The sequence below is a fragment of the Amycolatopsis stemonae genome (assembly GCF_054781455.1).
Window position 1 is genome coordinate 137,828 of sequence record NZ_BAAGUJ010000019.1, and the last position, 15,401, is coordinate 153,228.

Consider the following 15,401-nt stretch of genomic DNA (forward strand, 5'->3'; position numbering starts at 1 on the left):
GCCGCCGGGCTCACCGGCGCGGCGGACCGCGTGGCTCGCCCCGGCGGACGATCGCCGGGCCCGCGACCACCGCCGTGTCGCCGTCCACGTCGGTCCGGGTGACCAGGGCGCCCAGCGCCGTCAGGCTGTCCATTGTGGACTTGCTCGGGTGGCCGTACGTGTTGCCCGCGCCCACGCTGACCAACGCCATCCGGGGGGCCACCGCCGCGAGGAACGACGGCAGCGAGTAGCGCGAACCGTGGTGGGGCACCTTCAACACCTCCGCCTTCAGGTCGCCGACGTCGGCCAAGAGGTCCGCCTGCGCCGCCAGTTCGACGTCGCCGGTCAGGAGCACCCGGCCCGCCGGGGTTTCCGCGCGCAGGACCACCGAGCTGTTGTTGATCGTGGTGCCGTCCTGCTGACCGGCCGAGCGGGCCGGGACGTAACGCGGGCCGAGCACGTCGAGCGAAAGCCCGGGCCACGCCAGCTTCTCCCCCGGGCTCAGCTCCACCAGCGGCACTGCTTGCCGCTCCGCCTCCGCCGCCACCTGGCGCCACGCCCACTCCGGCGCCCGCCCGGGGCCGACGGCGACACCGCCCACCGCCCGGCCGTCGAAGACCGACGCGAGCCCGCCGATGTGGTCCGCGTGCAGGTGGCTCAGCACCAGCAGCGGGATCCGGTCGACGGCCAGCCGCTGCAGGCATTCGTCGACCGGCCCCGGCTCGGGCCCGGTGTCGACGACGACCGCCCGCCCGGGCTCGGCGGTCGCCAGCACGACCGCGTCGCCCTGGCCGACGTCGCACTCGACCATCGCCCAGTTCCGCGGGGGCCACGCCGGCGCGAGCACCCGGACCGGCACGAACACCAGCAGGGCGCCGACCACCAGCACGGCCATCGCCAGCCGCACGCGACGACGCCGGGCCGCCAGGACCAGCACCGCGAGGACGGCGGCGGCGAGCAGCCCACCTGACCAGCCACCCGGCCACGGCACGACCGCCCCGGGCGCCCGGGCACCGTGACGCGCCACCGTGATCAGCCACTCGGCCTCCGGACCGGCCAGGTGCACCAAGACCTTCCCGGCGCCCGGCCACCAGGGACCGGTGACCGTGGCCAGCACGCCGAGCACCGTCACCGGCGCCACCACGGGCGCGGCGAGGACGTTCGTCAGCACCGACACCAGGCTCACCGAACCCGCCATGCCCGCGATGACCGGCGCCGTCACCAGGAACGCCGCCAGCGGGATCGCCAGCCCTTCGGCGAACCCGGGTGGGACGCCGCGGCGGACCAGCGCGCCGGCCCAGCGGGGCGCGAGCAGGACCAGCCCGGCGGTGGCGAACACCGAGAGCGCGAACCCGAAGTCCGTCGCCATGGCGGGATCCGCCACCACGAGCACGCACACCGCGAACGCCAGCGCGGGCAACGCCGAACCCCGCCGTCCCAGCGCCAGCGCCAGCAGGGCGACCGCCGCCATCACCCCGGCCCGCAGCACGCTCGGTTCCGGGCCGACCAGCACGAGGAACCCGGCCAGGCACACGCCGGCGGCGACCGCCGACAGCCTGGGGCCGAGCCGCAGCAAGCGCAGCAGGAGCAGGACGGCTCCGCACGCCACGGCGAGGTTTCCCCCGCTGACCGCGGTCAGGTGGGCGAGTCCCGCGGTGACGAACTCCTGCTCGACCCGCGGCGACAACGCGCTCGTGTCGCCCAGGACCAGTCCCGGTATCAGGCCGGCGGGTTCGTCCGGCAGGACCTGGCACAGGTCGTGGAGACCGGCGCGCAGGCCGGCCGCCGCCCGCTGCCACCACGGCGCCGGGCCGGGCTCCCCCGGCGGGCCGCGGACGGACAGCACCGCGACGGTCAGGTCCGCACCGCGCGGCGGCAGCAGCATGCCGGTGGCCGTCACGTCCTGGCCCGGCACGAGGGCCGCCCACTGCGCGACCGGTGCCAGCAGCAGGACGCGTCCGGACGACGAGACCGGCCGGCCGTCGACCGACGCCGAGCGGACGTCGGCGGTCAGCACCACCGACCGGGCACCCGCCTGCTGATCGGCGTACCCCGCGCTGCGCACGGGTTTCGGGCGTTCGGTGACGACGACCCGCAAGGCCGCCGGCAGCCCGTCCCCGGCCGCGGCGCGCAGGTCGTCTGCCTGCGCGCCGCGGATCCGCCAGGCGACCGGACCGGCGGCGACGAGCCCCAGCACGAGCAGCGCCGCCGCCGCACCGAGCACTCGCGGCCGCCCCCGCGCTCGCCAGAGCACCAGCCCGGCGAGCACCGCCGAGACCAGGCCGACGGCGACCGCCGTCCACCAGCCCAGCAGCAGGCCGCCCAGCGCCGCGAGCCAGCAGGTCAGCGCCGCCGGGACGAGGCGCATGTCCTGGCGGGTGTCGATCGGGGGAAGGGTGCTCATCCGACCGTCACCTGCCCACGGAGTTTCTCGAACTTGCTTTCCCCGATCCCGGAGACTTCGCGCAGTTGCTCGACTTTCGTGAAGCCGCCGTGGTCGGTGCGCCACTGGACGATCCGCTGGGCCGTCACCTCGCCGACGCCCGGCAGCGTGTCCAGCTGGTCCGCGCTGGCCGCGTTGAGGTCGACCTTGCCGCCCGCCGGGGCGCCGCCCGGGCCGGCGGGTGGTGCCGGTGCCGGGATCCCGACCGCGAGCTGTTCGCCGTCGGTCACCCGGCGGGCGAGGTTCAGCGCGTTCAGGTCCGCGCCGGGTTCGGCGCCGCCGACCGCCCGCAGCACGTCCGCGACGCGGGCGCCCTGGGGGACGGTGACGAGACCGGGCGACCGCACGCGGCCGATCACGCTGACGACGAGGCCGGCCTGGGGTGCGGCCCGGGCCGATGCCTCACTCGCCGGTTTCGCGCTGGGGAGCGCAGGTGGCGGCTCGGGCACCGGACGGCCCCCGAGGAGCGCGACCGAGCCGAGGACGATCACCACGACCGCCGCGAGGACACCGGCGAACGCCCACCGGCGGCGGCCGGCACCGGCCGGGCCGCTCGGCAGCCAGCGCCGGACCAGCCGGCCGCCCGGCCCGACGGTGGTCGCGTCGGGCGAGAGCTGGTCGGCCAGCCAGGCGAGCCGGTCGTTGACGGGAGGGCCCGGATCCCGGGCGGGCTGCTCGAACACACGATCGACGTTAGGGCCCGCGGGGAGGCGTCCGACAGGGGTGCCGCCGCGTCCTGTGGACAACCGGGGTGATGGGGATGGATCCCTCCGGCCCGGCCCGGGAACGGCCGTTTCCGTCGTACCCGGGTGGCATGCTGGAGGGTTCGGCGCGCCACCCGGCCGCGGCTACCGGCGGGAGGGCACCGCCCGCTGGACGACCACGCCGAGCACGCCGGGCCCGGTGTGCGCCCCGATCACCGCGCCCAGTTCGGAGACCACGCAGCCCGCCGAGCGCGGCACCGCTTCCTCCAGGCGGTTCGCCAGCTCGACCGCCCGCTCCGGCGAGGCGAGGTGGTGGACGGCGAGCTCGACGTCGTCGTCCTTCGCGGCCTGAGCGGCGAGCTCGACCAGCCGCGCGAGCGCGCGGTTCATGGTGCGGACCTTCTCCAGCGGCAGGATCCGGCCGTCCGACATGTGCAGCACCGGCTTCACCGCCAGCGCCGTGCCCAGCAGGGCCGCCGCCGGGCCGATCCGGCCGCCGCGGCGCAGGTGGTCGAGGGTCTCGACGACGAACAACGTCGACGAGCAGCCGGCCGCCGTCACGGCCGCGGCCTCGACGTCCGCCGCGGAAGACCCGGCCGCGGCGGCGTCGGCGGCGTGCAGCGCGGCGAACCCGAGCCCCATCGCCGTCGTGCGCGAGTCGACCACGCGGACCCGGTCCGGCCCGACCTCCTGCGCCGCCAGCACGGCCGCTTCCCAGGTGCCCGACAGCTCGCGCGAAAGGTGCACCGAAACGATCGCGTCCGCGCCGTCGGCGAGCGCCTTGCGGTACTCCGCCGCGAATTCGGTGGGTGTCGGCCGGGAGGTCGTCACGATCTTGCGCTGGCTCATCGCTTCGGCGACCGCCGCGGGGCCGGTTTCGACGCCGTCGAGGGAGACCACGCCGTCGACGAGGACGTGCAGCGGCACCACCCGGACCGAGTGCCGTTCGGCGAAGCCCTCCGGCAGGTGGGCGGTGGAATCCGTGACTACGGCGACCGACACGCCGTCAGCCTACGTGGCCGGGAGCCGGGACCGGCGCCAGCAACACGGACATCGCGTCCCCCACCGACGCGTGCCCCTGCCAGCCCCAGTGCATGCCGTCCGGGTTGCCTTCGCCGCTCAGGACGTGCTCTCCGACAACGGCTTCGAGGTCGAGCAGGGGAACCCGTGCCCGCGCACCCCACGCCGCCATCGCCGCCGCCGCGGCGGGACGCGCGGTGTGCACGCCGCCGTAGGCCGCGGCCCGGTGCACCGACGGCAGCCACCCGAAGATCGGCAGTTCGGGCCGCAGGACGCGCAGCGCCTCCACCGCCATGTCGAGGTACTGCACCGTGAGCTTCGCGGGCAGCACCGCGGGACGACCGCGGAAGGCGACCGAAAGCCGGGGCTGCGCGGCGAGGTAGGCCTTGCGGACCACCCGCCGGACCGGGTCGGGCCGCAGGTACCGCAGGCCCGTGCGCAGGTAGGTCGGCAACGGCGAAGGCAGCGTGTCCATGCTCCCGATCGCCAGCACGACCGCGTCGACGTGGTGCAGGTCGGCCCAGACGCGCGGATCGCCGGTCAGCGACCACCAGACGTCCCGCGCGGTCCAGCCGATGCCCGCGACCAGGTCCGCGGTGCCGCCCAGGGCCGCGGCGGCGACGTTGGGCCACAGCCGCGGCTCGTCCGCGGCGCAGGGTCCTTCGGGACCGTGAAAGCTCAGCGAGTCGCCGAACACCAGCAGGCGCGGCCCCATCGGCTAGCCGTGCATCCCCGCGTTGTAGGCCTGCAGCCGCCACTTGTCGTCGCGCCGGCCCAGCTCGACCCAGTGGCAGTTGGAGATGCCGCCGAGCGACGGCCAGGTCTCCACCGGCAGGTTCAGCAGCCGCGCGGTGAGCGCCGTGATCAGCCCGCCGTGCGCGGCGAGCAGCACGGTGTCGCCGACTTCGGAGTTGGCCTGCAGCAGGTCGGCGACCACCTCGCTCGCCCGGTCGGCGACGTCGAGGCGGTTCTCGCCGCCCGGCGGTGCCCAGGTGGCGTCACGGCGCCAGCGGTCGCGCTCGCCGGGGTAGGCCTCGTCGACCTCCGCGCCGGTCATGCCCTGCCACTCGCCGAGGTGCGTCTCGCGCAGCCGCTTGTCGATCCGCAGCGGGACGCCGATCGCGTCGGTGAGCACGGTGGCCGTGTCGGTGGCGCGGCGCAGGTCGGACGCGATGACGAGGTCCGGGGAGAACCGGGCCAGCGCGGGAACCGCGAACCGGGCCTGGTTCCAGCCGCGCGGGGTCAGCGCCGAGTCGAGGTGACCCTGCATGCGTCCGGCGGCGTTGTAGTCCGTCTCGCCGTGGCGCCAGAGCACGAGCCGCCGCGGACTCACGGGGCGTCCGCGTCCTCGTCGGCGGGCTGTTCGTCGAGTCCGGCGACCTCGATGCGCGGGCAGTCCTTCCACAGCCGTTCGAGGCCGTAGAACGTGCGCTCCTCGACGTGCTGGACGTGCACGACGACGTCGACGTAGTCCAGCAGGACCCAGCGGCCCTCGCGGGCGCCTTCGCGGCGCACCGGCTTGTGCCCGCTCTCCCGCAGCTTCTCCTCGACGTTGTCGACGATCGCGCCGACCAGGCGCTCGTTGGACGCGGAGGCGATGACGAAGGCGTCGGTGATGACGAGCTGCTCGGACACGTCCAGCACGACGACGTCGCTGGCCTTCTTGTCCGCCGCCGCGTGTGCGGCCGCTACGGCCAGCTCTCGTGCCTCGGACGTGGCTGCCACAGTGCTCCTTCACAGATCGGGTTCGCCCGAGAAGGGTACCCGCCGGGACCAGCGGCCTTTCAGTCGCTCTTCCGGTAGAGATCCTTCTTGGCGATGTAGCGGACGACGCCGTCGGGGACGAGGTACCAGACCGGCTCGCCGCGTTCGACGCGCTCGCGGCAGCCGGTCGACGAGATCGCCATCGCGGTGACCTCGACCAGGCTCACCTTGCCGCTGGGCAGGTGGTGCGAGTTGAGCCGGTAGCCGGGCCGCGTGACGCCGATGAAGTGCGCGAAGTCGAACAGCTCGTCGGCCTTGTGCCAGGTGAGGATCTGCTCGAGCGCGTCGGCGCCGGTGATGAAGTAGAGCTGGTCCTCCGGGTATTCGGCGTGCAGGTCGCGCAGCGTGTCGACGGTGTATGTCTGGCCGGCGCGGTCGATGTCCACGCGGCTGACCGAGAAGACCGGGTTGGACGCGGTCGCGATGACCGTCATCAGGTAGCGGTCCTCGGCCTTGGTCACCTGGCGGCTCGTCTTCTGCCACGGCTGGCCGGTGGGGACGAAGATCACTTCGTCGAGCCCGAACCGGGACTGGACCTCGCTGGCCGCGACGAGGTGGCCGTGGTGCACGGGGTCGAACGTGCCGCCCATGACCCCGATCCGCCGTGGTGACATGGAAGAGGAGCCTATACATCGGCGGGCGCGGCCGTCCTGTGCTGCCGGACACCTCGCCCGACCGGGCAATTACTGTGATTCAGCTCACATTACGGCCGGTATTCGTCGCGAACGGTCCGTTCGCGACGCCGCCGATTCCCGGTCTGTCGGTGCCATGGGGTAGACGTGGGGACGTGGACACGACCAGCACCACCTCAGCCCTCCGCGACCGCGCCGAGACCCTCCTCCGGGCCCTGGCCGGCGACTCGGCGAAGCTGCGCGAAGACCAATGGACGGCCATCGAGGCCCTCGTCGCGCAGCGCCGTCGCGCGCTGGTCGTGCAACGGACCGGCTGGGGCAAGTCGGCGGTGTACTTCCTGGCCACGGCCCTGCTGCGCGAGCAGGGCAGCGGGCCGACGGTCATCGTCTCGCCCCTGCTCGCCCTGATGCGCAACCAGATCTCGGCGGCGGCGCGGGCCGGGATCCACGCGGCCACCATGAACTCAGCCAACCCCCAGGAGTGGGAGCAGGTCCAGGCCGCCGTCGCGGCCGGCGAGGTCGACGTCCTGCTGGTCAGCCCCGAACGGCTGAACAACCCGGACTTCCGCGACAACGTGCTGCCGAAGCTGACCGCGAGCACCGGGCTGCTGGTGGTCGACGAGGCGCACTGCATCTCCGACTGGGGGCACGACTTCCGGCCGGACTACCGGCGCCTGCGCACGCTGCTGGGCGAGCTGCCCGACGGCGTCCCGGTGCTGGCGACCACCGCGACGGCGAACGACCGCGTGGTCACCGACGTCGCCGAGCAACTCGGCCTCGGCACCGGCGGCGACACGCTGGTGCTGCGCGGCAGCCTCGACCGGGAAAGCCTGCGGCTGTCGGTGTGCCGGCTGCCGACGTCGCAGGCCCGGCTCGCGTGGCTGGCGGAGCACCTGGCCGAACTGCCCGGGTCCGGGATCATCTACTGCCTGACGGTCGCGGCGGCGCACGACGTCGCGTCGCTGCTCAAGGACCGCGGCTACCCGGTGGCGGCCTACACCGGCAAGACCGACCCGGCCGACCGGCAGGCGGCCGAGGACGACCTGCTCGGCAACCGGGTCAAGGCGCTGGTCGCGACGTCCGCGCTGGGCATGGGGTTCGACAAGCCGGACCTCGGGTTCGTCGTGCACCTCGGGGCACCGTCGTCGCCGATCGCGTACTACCAGCAGGTCGGCCGCGCCGGGCGTGGCGTGGAACGCGCCGAGGTCGTGCTGCTGCCCGGCGAAGAGGACAGGGCGATCTGGGCGTACTTCGGCTCGCTCGCGTTCCCCGACGAGCTGCGGGTGACGCAGGTGCTGAACACGCTCGCCTACGCCGACCGTCCACTGTCGACGGCCGCGCTCGAGCCGTCGGTGGAGCTTTCCCGGTCACGGCTGGAAATGGTGCTCAAGGTGCTGGACGTCGACGGCGCGGTGCGGCGCGTCAAGGGCGGCTGGACGAGCACGGGCGAGAACTGGGAGTACGACCGCGGGCGGTACAAGCGGGTCGCCGAAGCCCGCGACCGCGAGCAGGAAGCGATGCTCGGCTACCTGGCGGCCGACGGCTGCCGGATGGAATACCTGCGGCGCCAGCTGGACGACCCCGAGGCGGCGCCGTGCGGGCGGTGCGACAACTGCACCGGGAACCACTGGGACACCACGGTGGCCGAAGACGTCGCCGAGGCGACCCGCGAACGGCTGCAGCGGCCCGGCGTCGAGGTCGCGCCGCGGAAGCAGTGGCCCACGGGAATGTCCTCTTTGGACGTTCCGGTCTCGGGCCGGATCGGCGCGGACGACCAGGCCGAGCCGGGCCAGGTGCTCGGCCGGCTCACCGACGTCGGCTGGGGCAACCGGCTGCGCGAGCTGGTGGGTCCCCAGGCCCGGGACACCGAGGTGCCCGATTCCGTGTTCAAGGCCTGCGTCCAGGTGCTGGCCGGGTGGCAGTGGTCCGAACGGCCGGTCGCGGTGGTGGCGGTGCCGTCGGAGACGCGGCCGCAGCTCGTGTACAGCCTCGCGACCCGGCTGGCCGAGGTCGGCAGGCTGGACTTCCTGGGCGCGCTCGACGCCGAGGGCCCGCCGCCGCGTCAGGCGAACAGCGCGCAGCGGCTGGCCGACCTGTGGCGGCGGATGAGCATGCCGGCCGACCTGGCGGCGAGCCTGCCGGGCGGACCGATCCTGCTGGTCGACGACGTCATCGACACGGGCTGGACCATGACACTGGCGGCGCGCTTGCTGCGGAAGGCCGGGGCACCGGCGGTCCTGCCGTTCGCGTTGGCGAGCACGGCTTAGGAGACGGTAAAAAACGGGGATCCGGACGAGTGAGAACCTTTCGCACAGCGAAGCACTGTGGCAAAGTCCCGTGACACCTTCGGGTGACGTGGAGGCCGCCATGACCGAGTCCACCGTGCAGGCGTCGCAGCGGCACAGGCTGCCGGTGCGCAAGCTGTTCGCGGCGAGCGCGGGCAACGCGCTGGAATGGTTCGACTGGACGATCTACGCGACGTTCAGCATCTACTTCGCCAGCGCGTTCTTCCCACCGGGGAACGACACCCTGGCCCTGATCAACACGTTCGCCACCTACGCGCTCGCGTTCTTCTTCCGCCCGCTCGGCGGGGTGCTGCTCGGGCGGTTCGCGGACACGCGCGGCCGGAAGCCGGCGATGATCCTGACCATCCTGCTGATGGCGGGCGGGTCGGTCGCGATCGGGCTGCTGCCGACGTTCTCGCTGGTCGGCTGGCTGGCGCCGATCCTGCTGCTGCTCGCCCGCGTCGCGCAGGGGCTGTCGCTCGGCGGGGAGGTGTCGAACGCGTCGGCGTACCTCGGCGAGATCGCGCCGCGCGAGCGTCGCGGCCGGTACTCGGCGTTCTTCTACATCTCGACCGGGTCGGCCGTGCTGGTCGCGACCGTGCTCGGGTTCGTCCTGTCCCGGGCGCTGGACAAGGCGCAGCTCGCGTCCTGGGGCTGGCGGCTGCCGTTCCTGCTCGGCGGCGTCTTCGGCCTGATCGGGCTGTGGCTGCGCCGGAGCATCGCCGAGACCGAACTGTTCGAGCAGACGAAGACCAAGGCGCGGAAGCTCGAGCGGCCGCTGCTGACGACGTTGACGCACCACCCGAAGGCCGTCGGCCGGCTCGTCGGCTTCACGATGCTCTCGACCCTCTGCTACTACACGTTCTTCAGCGCGCTCACGTCGTTCGCGGTGAAGAGCCGGCACGCCGACGCCGACGCCGTCTTCCTCGCGCTTTCGGTCGGCACGGCCCTGTTCATCGCGCTGCAGTACCCGCTCGGCGCGCTGGCGGACCGGGTCGGGCGGAAGCCGCAGCTGCTCGTCTGGTCGGGCGCGACCGCCGTGGTCATCGTGCCGCTGTCCACTTTGATCGGCCCGAACATCGGCGGCCTGCTCGTCGTGTTCTGCGTCGGGCTGGGGCTGTACAGCGCGATGACGTCGATCGCGCCGGCCATCATGAGCGAGCTCTTCCCCACCGAGCTGCGCGGGCTGGGCATCGGTGCCTGGTACAACCTGACCGTCGCGATCTTCGGCGGCACCGCACCCCTGCTGATCACGCTCTTCGGCTCTGTCTCGCCGACGCTCTACTTCTGGTACGTGGCCGTCGGCGCCGCGATCGCGTTCGCCGTGATCCTCACGCTGCCGGAAACCAAGGGCAGCGAGCTGCGGTAAACCCTTCGTCACCGGCCGGTCACGCTCGCTACGCTGCGGGCTCCGTGACCGAGCCGAAGGAGGGACACCGTGCCGCAGACCGCCGACGTTACCGAGGAGCTGGCGCGCCGCGTGGTGGCCGCCGCCGGCCGGGCACTCGACGTCGACCTGACGCCGGAGCAGGCGCTGATCCAGGCGTCGCCGCGCGAAGGCGTCGACTACCAGGGCAACCTCGCGATGAGCCTGGGCAAGCGGCTCGGGCGCCCACCTCGTGAAGTAGCCGAGGCGATCGCCGGGGCCCTGGAGCTCGACGGCATCGCCGGGCCGCCCGAAATCGCCGGGCCGGGCTTCCTCAACTTCGTGCTGTGCAGAGAATGGCTCGAAGAGCGCACGGCCACGCTACTCGCCGATCCCCGTCTCGGCGTGCCGGAAACCGCGGCGCCCCGGCGGATCGCGCTGGACTACAGCAGCCCGAACGTCGCGAAGGAGATGCACGTCGGGCACCTGCGCACGACGGTGATCGGCGACGCGCTGGCGCGTCTGCTGCGCTTCGCGGGGCACGAAGTGCTGCCGCACAACCACCTCGGCGACTGGGGCACGCCGTTCGGGATGCTCATCGAGCACCTCCTCGACGTCTCGGCCGGGCAGAGCGGGATCGCCGACCTCGACGCGTTCTACGGCGAAGCACGGCAGAAGTTCGACAACGACGAGGCCTTCGCGATGCGGGCGCGCGAGCGGGTCGTGCTGTTGCAAGGCGGGGACGAAGAGACGCTCGCCGTCTGGAGGGAGCTGATCGCCGAGTCGACCCGGCACTTCCACGAGGTCTACGCACTGCTCGGCATTTCCTTGACGGACAAGGACATCTACGGCGAGAGCTTCTACAACCCGTACCTCGCTGCCGTGGTCGAGGACCTCGAGAAGGCCGGGCTGACCGAAGTCAGCGACGGCGCGATCTGCGTGTTCCCCGACGGGTTCCGCAACCGCGAAGGCGACCGGCTGCCGCTGATCGTCCGCAAGCGCGACGGCGGCTTCGGCTACGCGGCCACCGACCTGGCCACGGTCCGGTACTGGACGGCCGAACGCGGCGCGACCGACCTGCTCTACGTCGTCGGAGCGCCTCAGGCCCAGCACTTCGCGATGCTGTTCGCCGTCTGCCGCGAGGCGGGCTGGTTGCCCGCGCACGCCGAGCACATCGGGTTCGGCACCGTGCTGGGCGCGGACGGCAAGACCATGCGGACCCGCGCCGGCGGCACGGTGAAGCTGGCCGACCTGCTCGCCGAAGCCGTGACGCAGGCCGCCGCGGTCGTCGCCGAACGCAGTGAGCTCGACGCGGCGGGCCAGGCCGAGGTCGCCCGCGCGGTGGGCATCGGTGCGGTCAAGTACGCGGACCTGTCGGGTGACCGCGAGCGTGACTACGTCTTCGCCTGGGACCGGATGCTCGCCAAGGAGGGCAACACCTCGGTGTACCTCCAGTACGCGCACGCACGGACGCAGTCGATCCTGCGCAAGGCCGGCGGCGTGCCTGACGGACGGGCAATCACGCTCGAAGCGGCGGCGGAGCGGGCTCTGGCGCTGAAGCTGCTTAGGTTCGGCGAAGCACTGAAGGCCGCGACAGACGGCTACGCGCCACACAAGCTCTGTACGTACCTGTACGAGACGGCGGTCGCGTTCTCCCGGTTCTTCGAGGAATGTCCGGTCCTGAAGGCGTCTTCGCCGTCGCTGCGCGCTTCGCGGCTCAGGTTGACTACGCTGACGTCGACCACGCTCGCGCTCGGGCTCTCCCTGCTCGGCATCGAAGCGCCCGACCGGCTCTAGCGGGAGACCACTGTGGAACTGCCCGGCGACCTGCTCGCGTTGCTCCGCGAGCCCAGCCTCTGCTTCCTGTCGACGGTGATGCCGGACGGCTCGCCGCAGCTCACCCAGACCTGGGTGGACACCGACGGCACGCACATCCTCGTCAACACCGTGCTGGGCCACCAGAAGCAGCGCAACATCGAGCGTGACCCGCGGGTGGCGCTCAACGTCGCCGACCGCGACCGGCCGTCGCGGTACTACGCGATCCGCGGGCAGGTCCTGGAGATGACCGAGGACGGCGCCGTCGACCACATCGAAAAGCTGTCGCAGCGCTACCTCGGCGGCCCGTACCCGTGGTGGGGCGGGCGCGACCAGACGCGGCTGCTGCTCACGATCAAGCCGGACCGGATCAACCCGACGTGATCATCATCGCCGGCTGGCTCGCGGTCGCCCCCGAAACCCGCGACGCGTACCTCGAAAGCTGCGTCGAAGCGATCCGGCTGGCGCGGGAGGCGCCCGGCTGCCTGGACTACGCGCTGGGCGCCGACCTGCTCGACCCCGGCCGGATCACGGTGTACGAGCGCTGGGAGTCCGATGAGGACCTCGAGCGCTTCCGCGGGTCCGGGCCGTCGGACGAGCAGACGGCGCAGATCCTCGACGCCTCCGTGTCGCGCTACCGGATTTCCGCGGTCGAAGCGCCCTGATCCGCCAGTAGCGCCACCAGTTCATCGGCCAGGCCGCGGCCGACCGGCTCCCGCGTCGCGAGGAGCCGGTACCAGAGCGTGCCGAACACGACGTCGACGACCGTGCCCGGCCGGACACCCGCGGGCAGTTCGCCGCACTCGCGGGCCCGGTCGACGATCACGCCGAGCGCCTCGCGGCGGCGGTTGAGGAAGTCCTCGCGGAACCTTTTGCCGAATTCCGGGTCGATCTGCGCCTGCGCCATCAGCGCGCGCAGGGTGTCCGCGACCTGCGCTTTGTCGCCGAGTTCGAACGTATTGCCCAGGAAGTGCGCGAGGTCGGCGCGGAACGTCCCCTCGTCGGGGATGGGCACGTGCAGGTCCGCCTTCGTCGCGAGCGCGTCGAGCAGGACGTCGGCCTTCGAGGGCCACCAGCGGTAGATCGTCTGCTTGCCGACGCCGGAGCGCGCGGCGATGCCTTCGACGGTCAGTGCGCCGTAACCCGCCTCCGCGACCAGGTCGAGCGTGGCGGCGAGGATCGCCAGCCGGCTCTGTTCGCTGCGCTTGCGTCCGGGACGGGACTGGTCGGTCATGGGATCCGATGGTAGCGTCGAATTCGAAACGAGACGTACCGGTTCGAAATGGGGAACAGCATGAGCATCGCTCTCGTCGCCGGCGGCACTTCGGGCATCGGCCTGGCGACCGCGCGGCGGCTACGCGAGCAGGGTTACGACGTCCACGTGACCGGGCGCGGCAAGGAGCGCCTCGACGACGTCGCTTCGAGTGATCCGGAGCTGACCGGCCACCAAGCGGACGGTGGCGACGCCACGGCGATGGGTGCCCTGGCGTCGTCGCTGGGGACGGTCGACGTGCTGGTGGTGAGCCTGTCCGGGGCCGAAGGCATGGGGCCGGTCGACGCGCTGGACCTCGAGATGCTGCGGCGGGCGTTCGACGCGAAGTTCTGGGCACACCTGACGACCATCCAGGCGGTGCTGCCGCACCTGGCGTCGGACGGGTCGATCACGCTGCTGGGCGCGATCAGCGCGCGGGCAGCCATGCCGGGGACAGCGGGGATCGCCGCGCTCAACGCGGCGGTGGAAGCGCTGGTCAAGCCGCTGGCCGTCGAGCTGGCGCCGCGGCGGGTGAACGCGGTCTCGCCGGGCGTCGTCGACACGGCCTGGTGGAGCGGCTTCCCGGCGGAGGTGCGGGAGGGGTTCTTCGCGCAGACGGCGGCTTCGATCCCGTCCCGCCGCGTGGCGACGGCCGACGACGTCGCGGAGGTGGTGGCCTTGGCGGCCACGAACCGCAACCTGACCGGCACGGTCCTGGAGGCCGACGGCGGCGCCCGCCTGGTCTCCCTCGGCTGACGACCGCCACTTTCCCGTGAAGCGACGGCCGGACACCGTGATTGAGCGGGCATCACGCGTGATTGAAGGGGCGACACGTGGAGTTGCCCCGGTGAGGCGGACACGGGGTTTTCAGGCGGCAGAGGCCTGAGCGTAGTGGTTGATGCGGGTTTCGGTGGGGGTGTTGTGGCCGACGGTGGAGTGCAGCCTCGTGTGGTTGTAGTAGTGCAGCCAGGTGAACACGTCCTGGCGGGCTGCGGCGCGGGTGGGCCAGATTGTGGTGCCGATCTCGGTCTTGAGGGTGGCGAAGAAGGCTTCGGCGACGGCGTTGTCGTAGCAGGACCCGACCCGCCCGACCGAGGGCCGGATCTTGTGTTCGGTGAGCGCGGCCCGGAACTGGCTCGAGGTGTATTGGACCCCGCGGTCGGAGTGGAAGACCGCATCGTCGTTGATGAGGCCGCGGGCGGTGGCGAGGTCGATCGCCTGGCAGACCAGGTCGGTGCGCATGTGGTCGGCCATGGCGTGGCCGACGACCTCGCGGGTGTGCAGGTCGATGACGGTGGTGGAGTTGCCCCGGTGAGGCGGACACGGGTTTTCAGGCGGCAGAGGCCTGAGCGTAGTGGTTGATGCGGGTTTCGGTGGGGGTGTTGTGGCCGACGGTGGAGTGCAGCCTCGTGTGGTTGTAGTAGTGCAGCCAGGTGAACACGTCCTGGCGGGCTGCGGCGCGGGTGGGCCAGATTGTGGTGCCGATCTCGGTCTTGAGGGTGGCGAAGAAGGCTTCGGCGACGGCGTTGTCGTAGCAGGACCCGACCCGCCCGACCGAGGGCCGGATCTTGTGTTCGGTGAGCGCGGCCCGGAACTGGCTCGAGGTGTATTGGATCCCGCGGTCGGAGTGGAAGACCGCGTCATCGTTGATGAGGCCGCGGGCGGTGGCGAGGTCGATCGCCTGGCAGACGAGGTCGGTGCGCATGTGGTCGGCCATGGCGTGGCCGACGACCTCGCGGGTGTGCAGGTCGATGACGGTGGCCAGATACAGCCAGCCTTCGAAGGTGGGCAGGCAGGTGATGTCCCCGACCATGCGTTCTCCGGGCGCGGTGGCGGTGAAGTCGCGGCGGATCAGGTCAGCCACCGGGGTGATCGGGCCGGCCGCGGGCCGGGTCAAGTTCCGGCGTTTGCGGCGGGTGATCCCGGCCAGGCCGTATTCGCGCATCAGCCGCTCGACCCGCTTGTGGTTCACCACGATCCCGCGGCGGTGCAGCTCCGCGGTGATCCGCGGCACCCCGTAGGCGCGCCGGTGCTCGGCATGAATCGAGGCGATCAAGGTGACCAGGTCGGCCTCGACCGCCGCCCGCTGGGCCCGGGCCGTCTCGGCGGCGACCCACTCGTGGAAGCCCTGCCGGCGCAAG

16 protein-coding genes are annotated in these 15,401 nt (G+C 72.4%); 6 read left to right on the top strand and 10 right to left on the bottom strand.

What is annotated here, in order from left to right; translation table 11 throughout:
- Positions 1-10: 10 nt before the first annotated feature.
- The 7 genes from ACYVLJ_RS42310 to nadD all read right to left on the bottom strand — a co-directional run bounded on the left by ACYVLJ_RS42310 (position 11) and on the right by nadD (position 6,500).
- A complete protein-coding gene (locus ACYVLJ_RS42310; RefSeq protein WP_460442921.1) occupies positions 11-2,383 on the bottom strand; it encodes a ComEC/Rec2 family competence protein in 2,373 nt (790 codons plus the stop codon).
- On the bottom strand, positions 2,380-3,105 hold the full coding sequence (locus ACYVLJ_RS42315) for a helix-hairpin-helix domain-containing protein (RefSeq protein WP_460442922.1): 726 nt from the start codon (positions 3,103-3,105) through the stop codon (positions 2,380-2,382). Before ACYVLJ_RS42315 ends, ACYVLJ_RS42310 begins: the two co-directional genes overlap by 4 nt.
- Before the next feature lie 165 nt (positions 3,106-3,270).
- Positions 3,271-4,128, bottom strand: a complete 858-nt coding sequence (locus ACYVLJ_RS42320; RefSeq protein WP_451978573.1) for a DegV family protein — start codon at positions 4,126-4,128, stop codon at positions 3,271-3,273.
- 4 nt (positions 4,129-4,132) lie between these two features.
- A complete protein-coding gene (gene octT / locus ACYVLJ_RS42325) occupies positions 4,133-4,861 on the bottom strand; it encodes a diglucosylglycerate octanoyltransferase (protein ID WP_460442923.1) in 729 nt (242 codons plus the stop codon).
- 3 nt (positions 4,862-4,864) lie between these two features.
- Positions 4,865-5,479: a histidine phosphatase family protein gene (locus ACYVLJ_RS42330; RefSeq protein ID WP_451978567.1), complete on the bottom strand. Its 615-nt coding sequence runs from the start codon at positions 5,477-5,479 to the stop codon at positions 4,865-4,867.
- Positions 5,476-5,871: a ribosome silencing factor gene (gene rsfS / locus ACYVLJ_RS42335; RefSeq protein WP_451978564.1), complete on the bottom strand. Its 396-nt coding sequence runs from the start codon at positions 5,869-5,871 to the stop codon at positions 5,476-5,478. Before rsfS ends, ACYVLJ_RS42330 begins: the two co-directional genes overlap by 4 nt.
- A gap of 59 nt (positions 5,872-5,930) precedes the next feature.
- Entirely contained in the window at positions 5,931-6,500 is a 570-nt protein-coding gene (nadD, locus tag ACYVLJ_RS42340) for a nicotinate-nucleotide adenylyltransferase (protein WP_451979040.1), read from the bottom strand.
- 197 nt (positions 6,501-6,697) lie between these two features.
- On the opposite strand from nadD, the gene ACYVLJ_RS42345 reads away from it, so the two are divergent.
- The 5 genes from ACYVLJ_RS42345 (at position 6,698) to ACYVLJ_RS42365 (ending at position 12,673) form a co-directional block, all read left to right on the top strand.
- Positions 6,698-8,809 carry a RecQ family ATP-dependent DNA helicase gene (locus tag ACYVLJ_RS42345; protein WP_460442924.1) on the top strand — a complete coding sequence of 704 codons (2,112 nt, stop codon included), beginning with the start codon at positions 6,698-6,700 and terminating at the stop codon, positions 8,807-8,809.
- 100 nt (positions 8,810-8,909) lie between these two features.
- Positions 8,910-10,196 (top strand): MFS transporter, encoded by a 1,287-nt coding sequence (locus ACYVLJ_RS42350; protein ID WP_460442925.1) that lies wholly within the window; start codon positions 8,910-8,912, stop codon positions 10,194-10,196.
- A gap of 69 nt (positions 10,197-10,265) precedes the next feature.
- The gene (gene argS / locus ACYVLJ_RS42355) at positions 10,266-11,990 is read left to right on the top strand and encodes an arginine--tRNA ligase (protein ID WP_460442926.1); all 1,725 of its coding nucleotides are present in this window, start codon (positions 10,266-10,268) and stop codon (positions 11,988-11,990) included.
- Positions 11,991-12,002: 12 nt separating this feature from the next.
- Positions 12,003-12,392, top strand: a complete 390-nt coding sequence (locus ACYVLJ_RS42360; RefSeq protein ID WP_451978552.1) for a PPOX class F420-dependent oxidoreductase — start codon at positions 12,003-12,005, stop codon at positions 12,390-12,392.
- On the top strand, positions 12,389-12,673 hold the full coding sequence (locus ACYVLJ_RS42365; protein ID WP_460442927.1) for a putative quinol monooxygenase: 285 nt from the start codon (positions 12,389-12,391) through the stop codon (positions 12,671-12,673). Before ACYVLJ_RS42360 ends, ACYVLJ_RS42365 begins: the two co-directional genes overlap by 4 nt.
- Here the strand turns inward: ACYVLJ_RS42365 and ACYVLJ_RS42370 are convergent.
- Positions 12,643-13,242 carry a TetR/AcrR family transcriptional regulator gene (locus ACYVLJ_RS42370; protein WP_460442928.1) on the bottom strand — a complete coding sequence of 200 codons (600 nt, stop codon included), beginning with the start codon at positions 13,240-13,242 and terminating at the stop codon, positions 12,643-12,645. The genes ACYVLJ_RS42365 and ACYVLJ_RS42370 overlap by 31 nt on opposite strands.
- Before the next feature lie 60 nt (positions 13,243-13,302).
- On the opposite strand from ACYVLJ_RS42370, the gene ACYVLJ_RS42375 reads away from it, so the two are divergent.
- Complete coding sequence (locus tag ACYVLJ_RS42375; protein ID WP_460442929.1) at positions 13,303-14,016, top strand: SDR family NAD(P)-dependent oxidoreductase; 714 nt, start codon at positions 13,303-13,305, stop codon at positions 14,014-14,016.
- 111 nt (positions 14,017-14,127) lie between these two features.
- On the opposite strand, the gene ACYVLJ_RS42380 is transcribed toward ACYVLJ_RS42375, so the two are convergent.
- Positions 14,128-14,601: an IS3 family transposase gene (locus tag ACYVLJ_RS42380; RefSeq protein WP_460442932.1), complete on the bottom strand. Its 474-nt coding sequence runs from the start codon at positions 14,599-14,601 to the stop codon at positions 14,128-14,130.
- Positions 14,591-15,401: IS3 family transposase (locus ACYVLJ_RS42385; RefSeq protein ID WP_460442930.1), on the bottom strand; the 811-nt coding region annotated here is incomplete at its 5' end. The genes ACYVLJ_RS42380 and ACYVLJ_RS42385, both read right to left, overlap by 11 nt.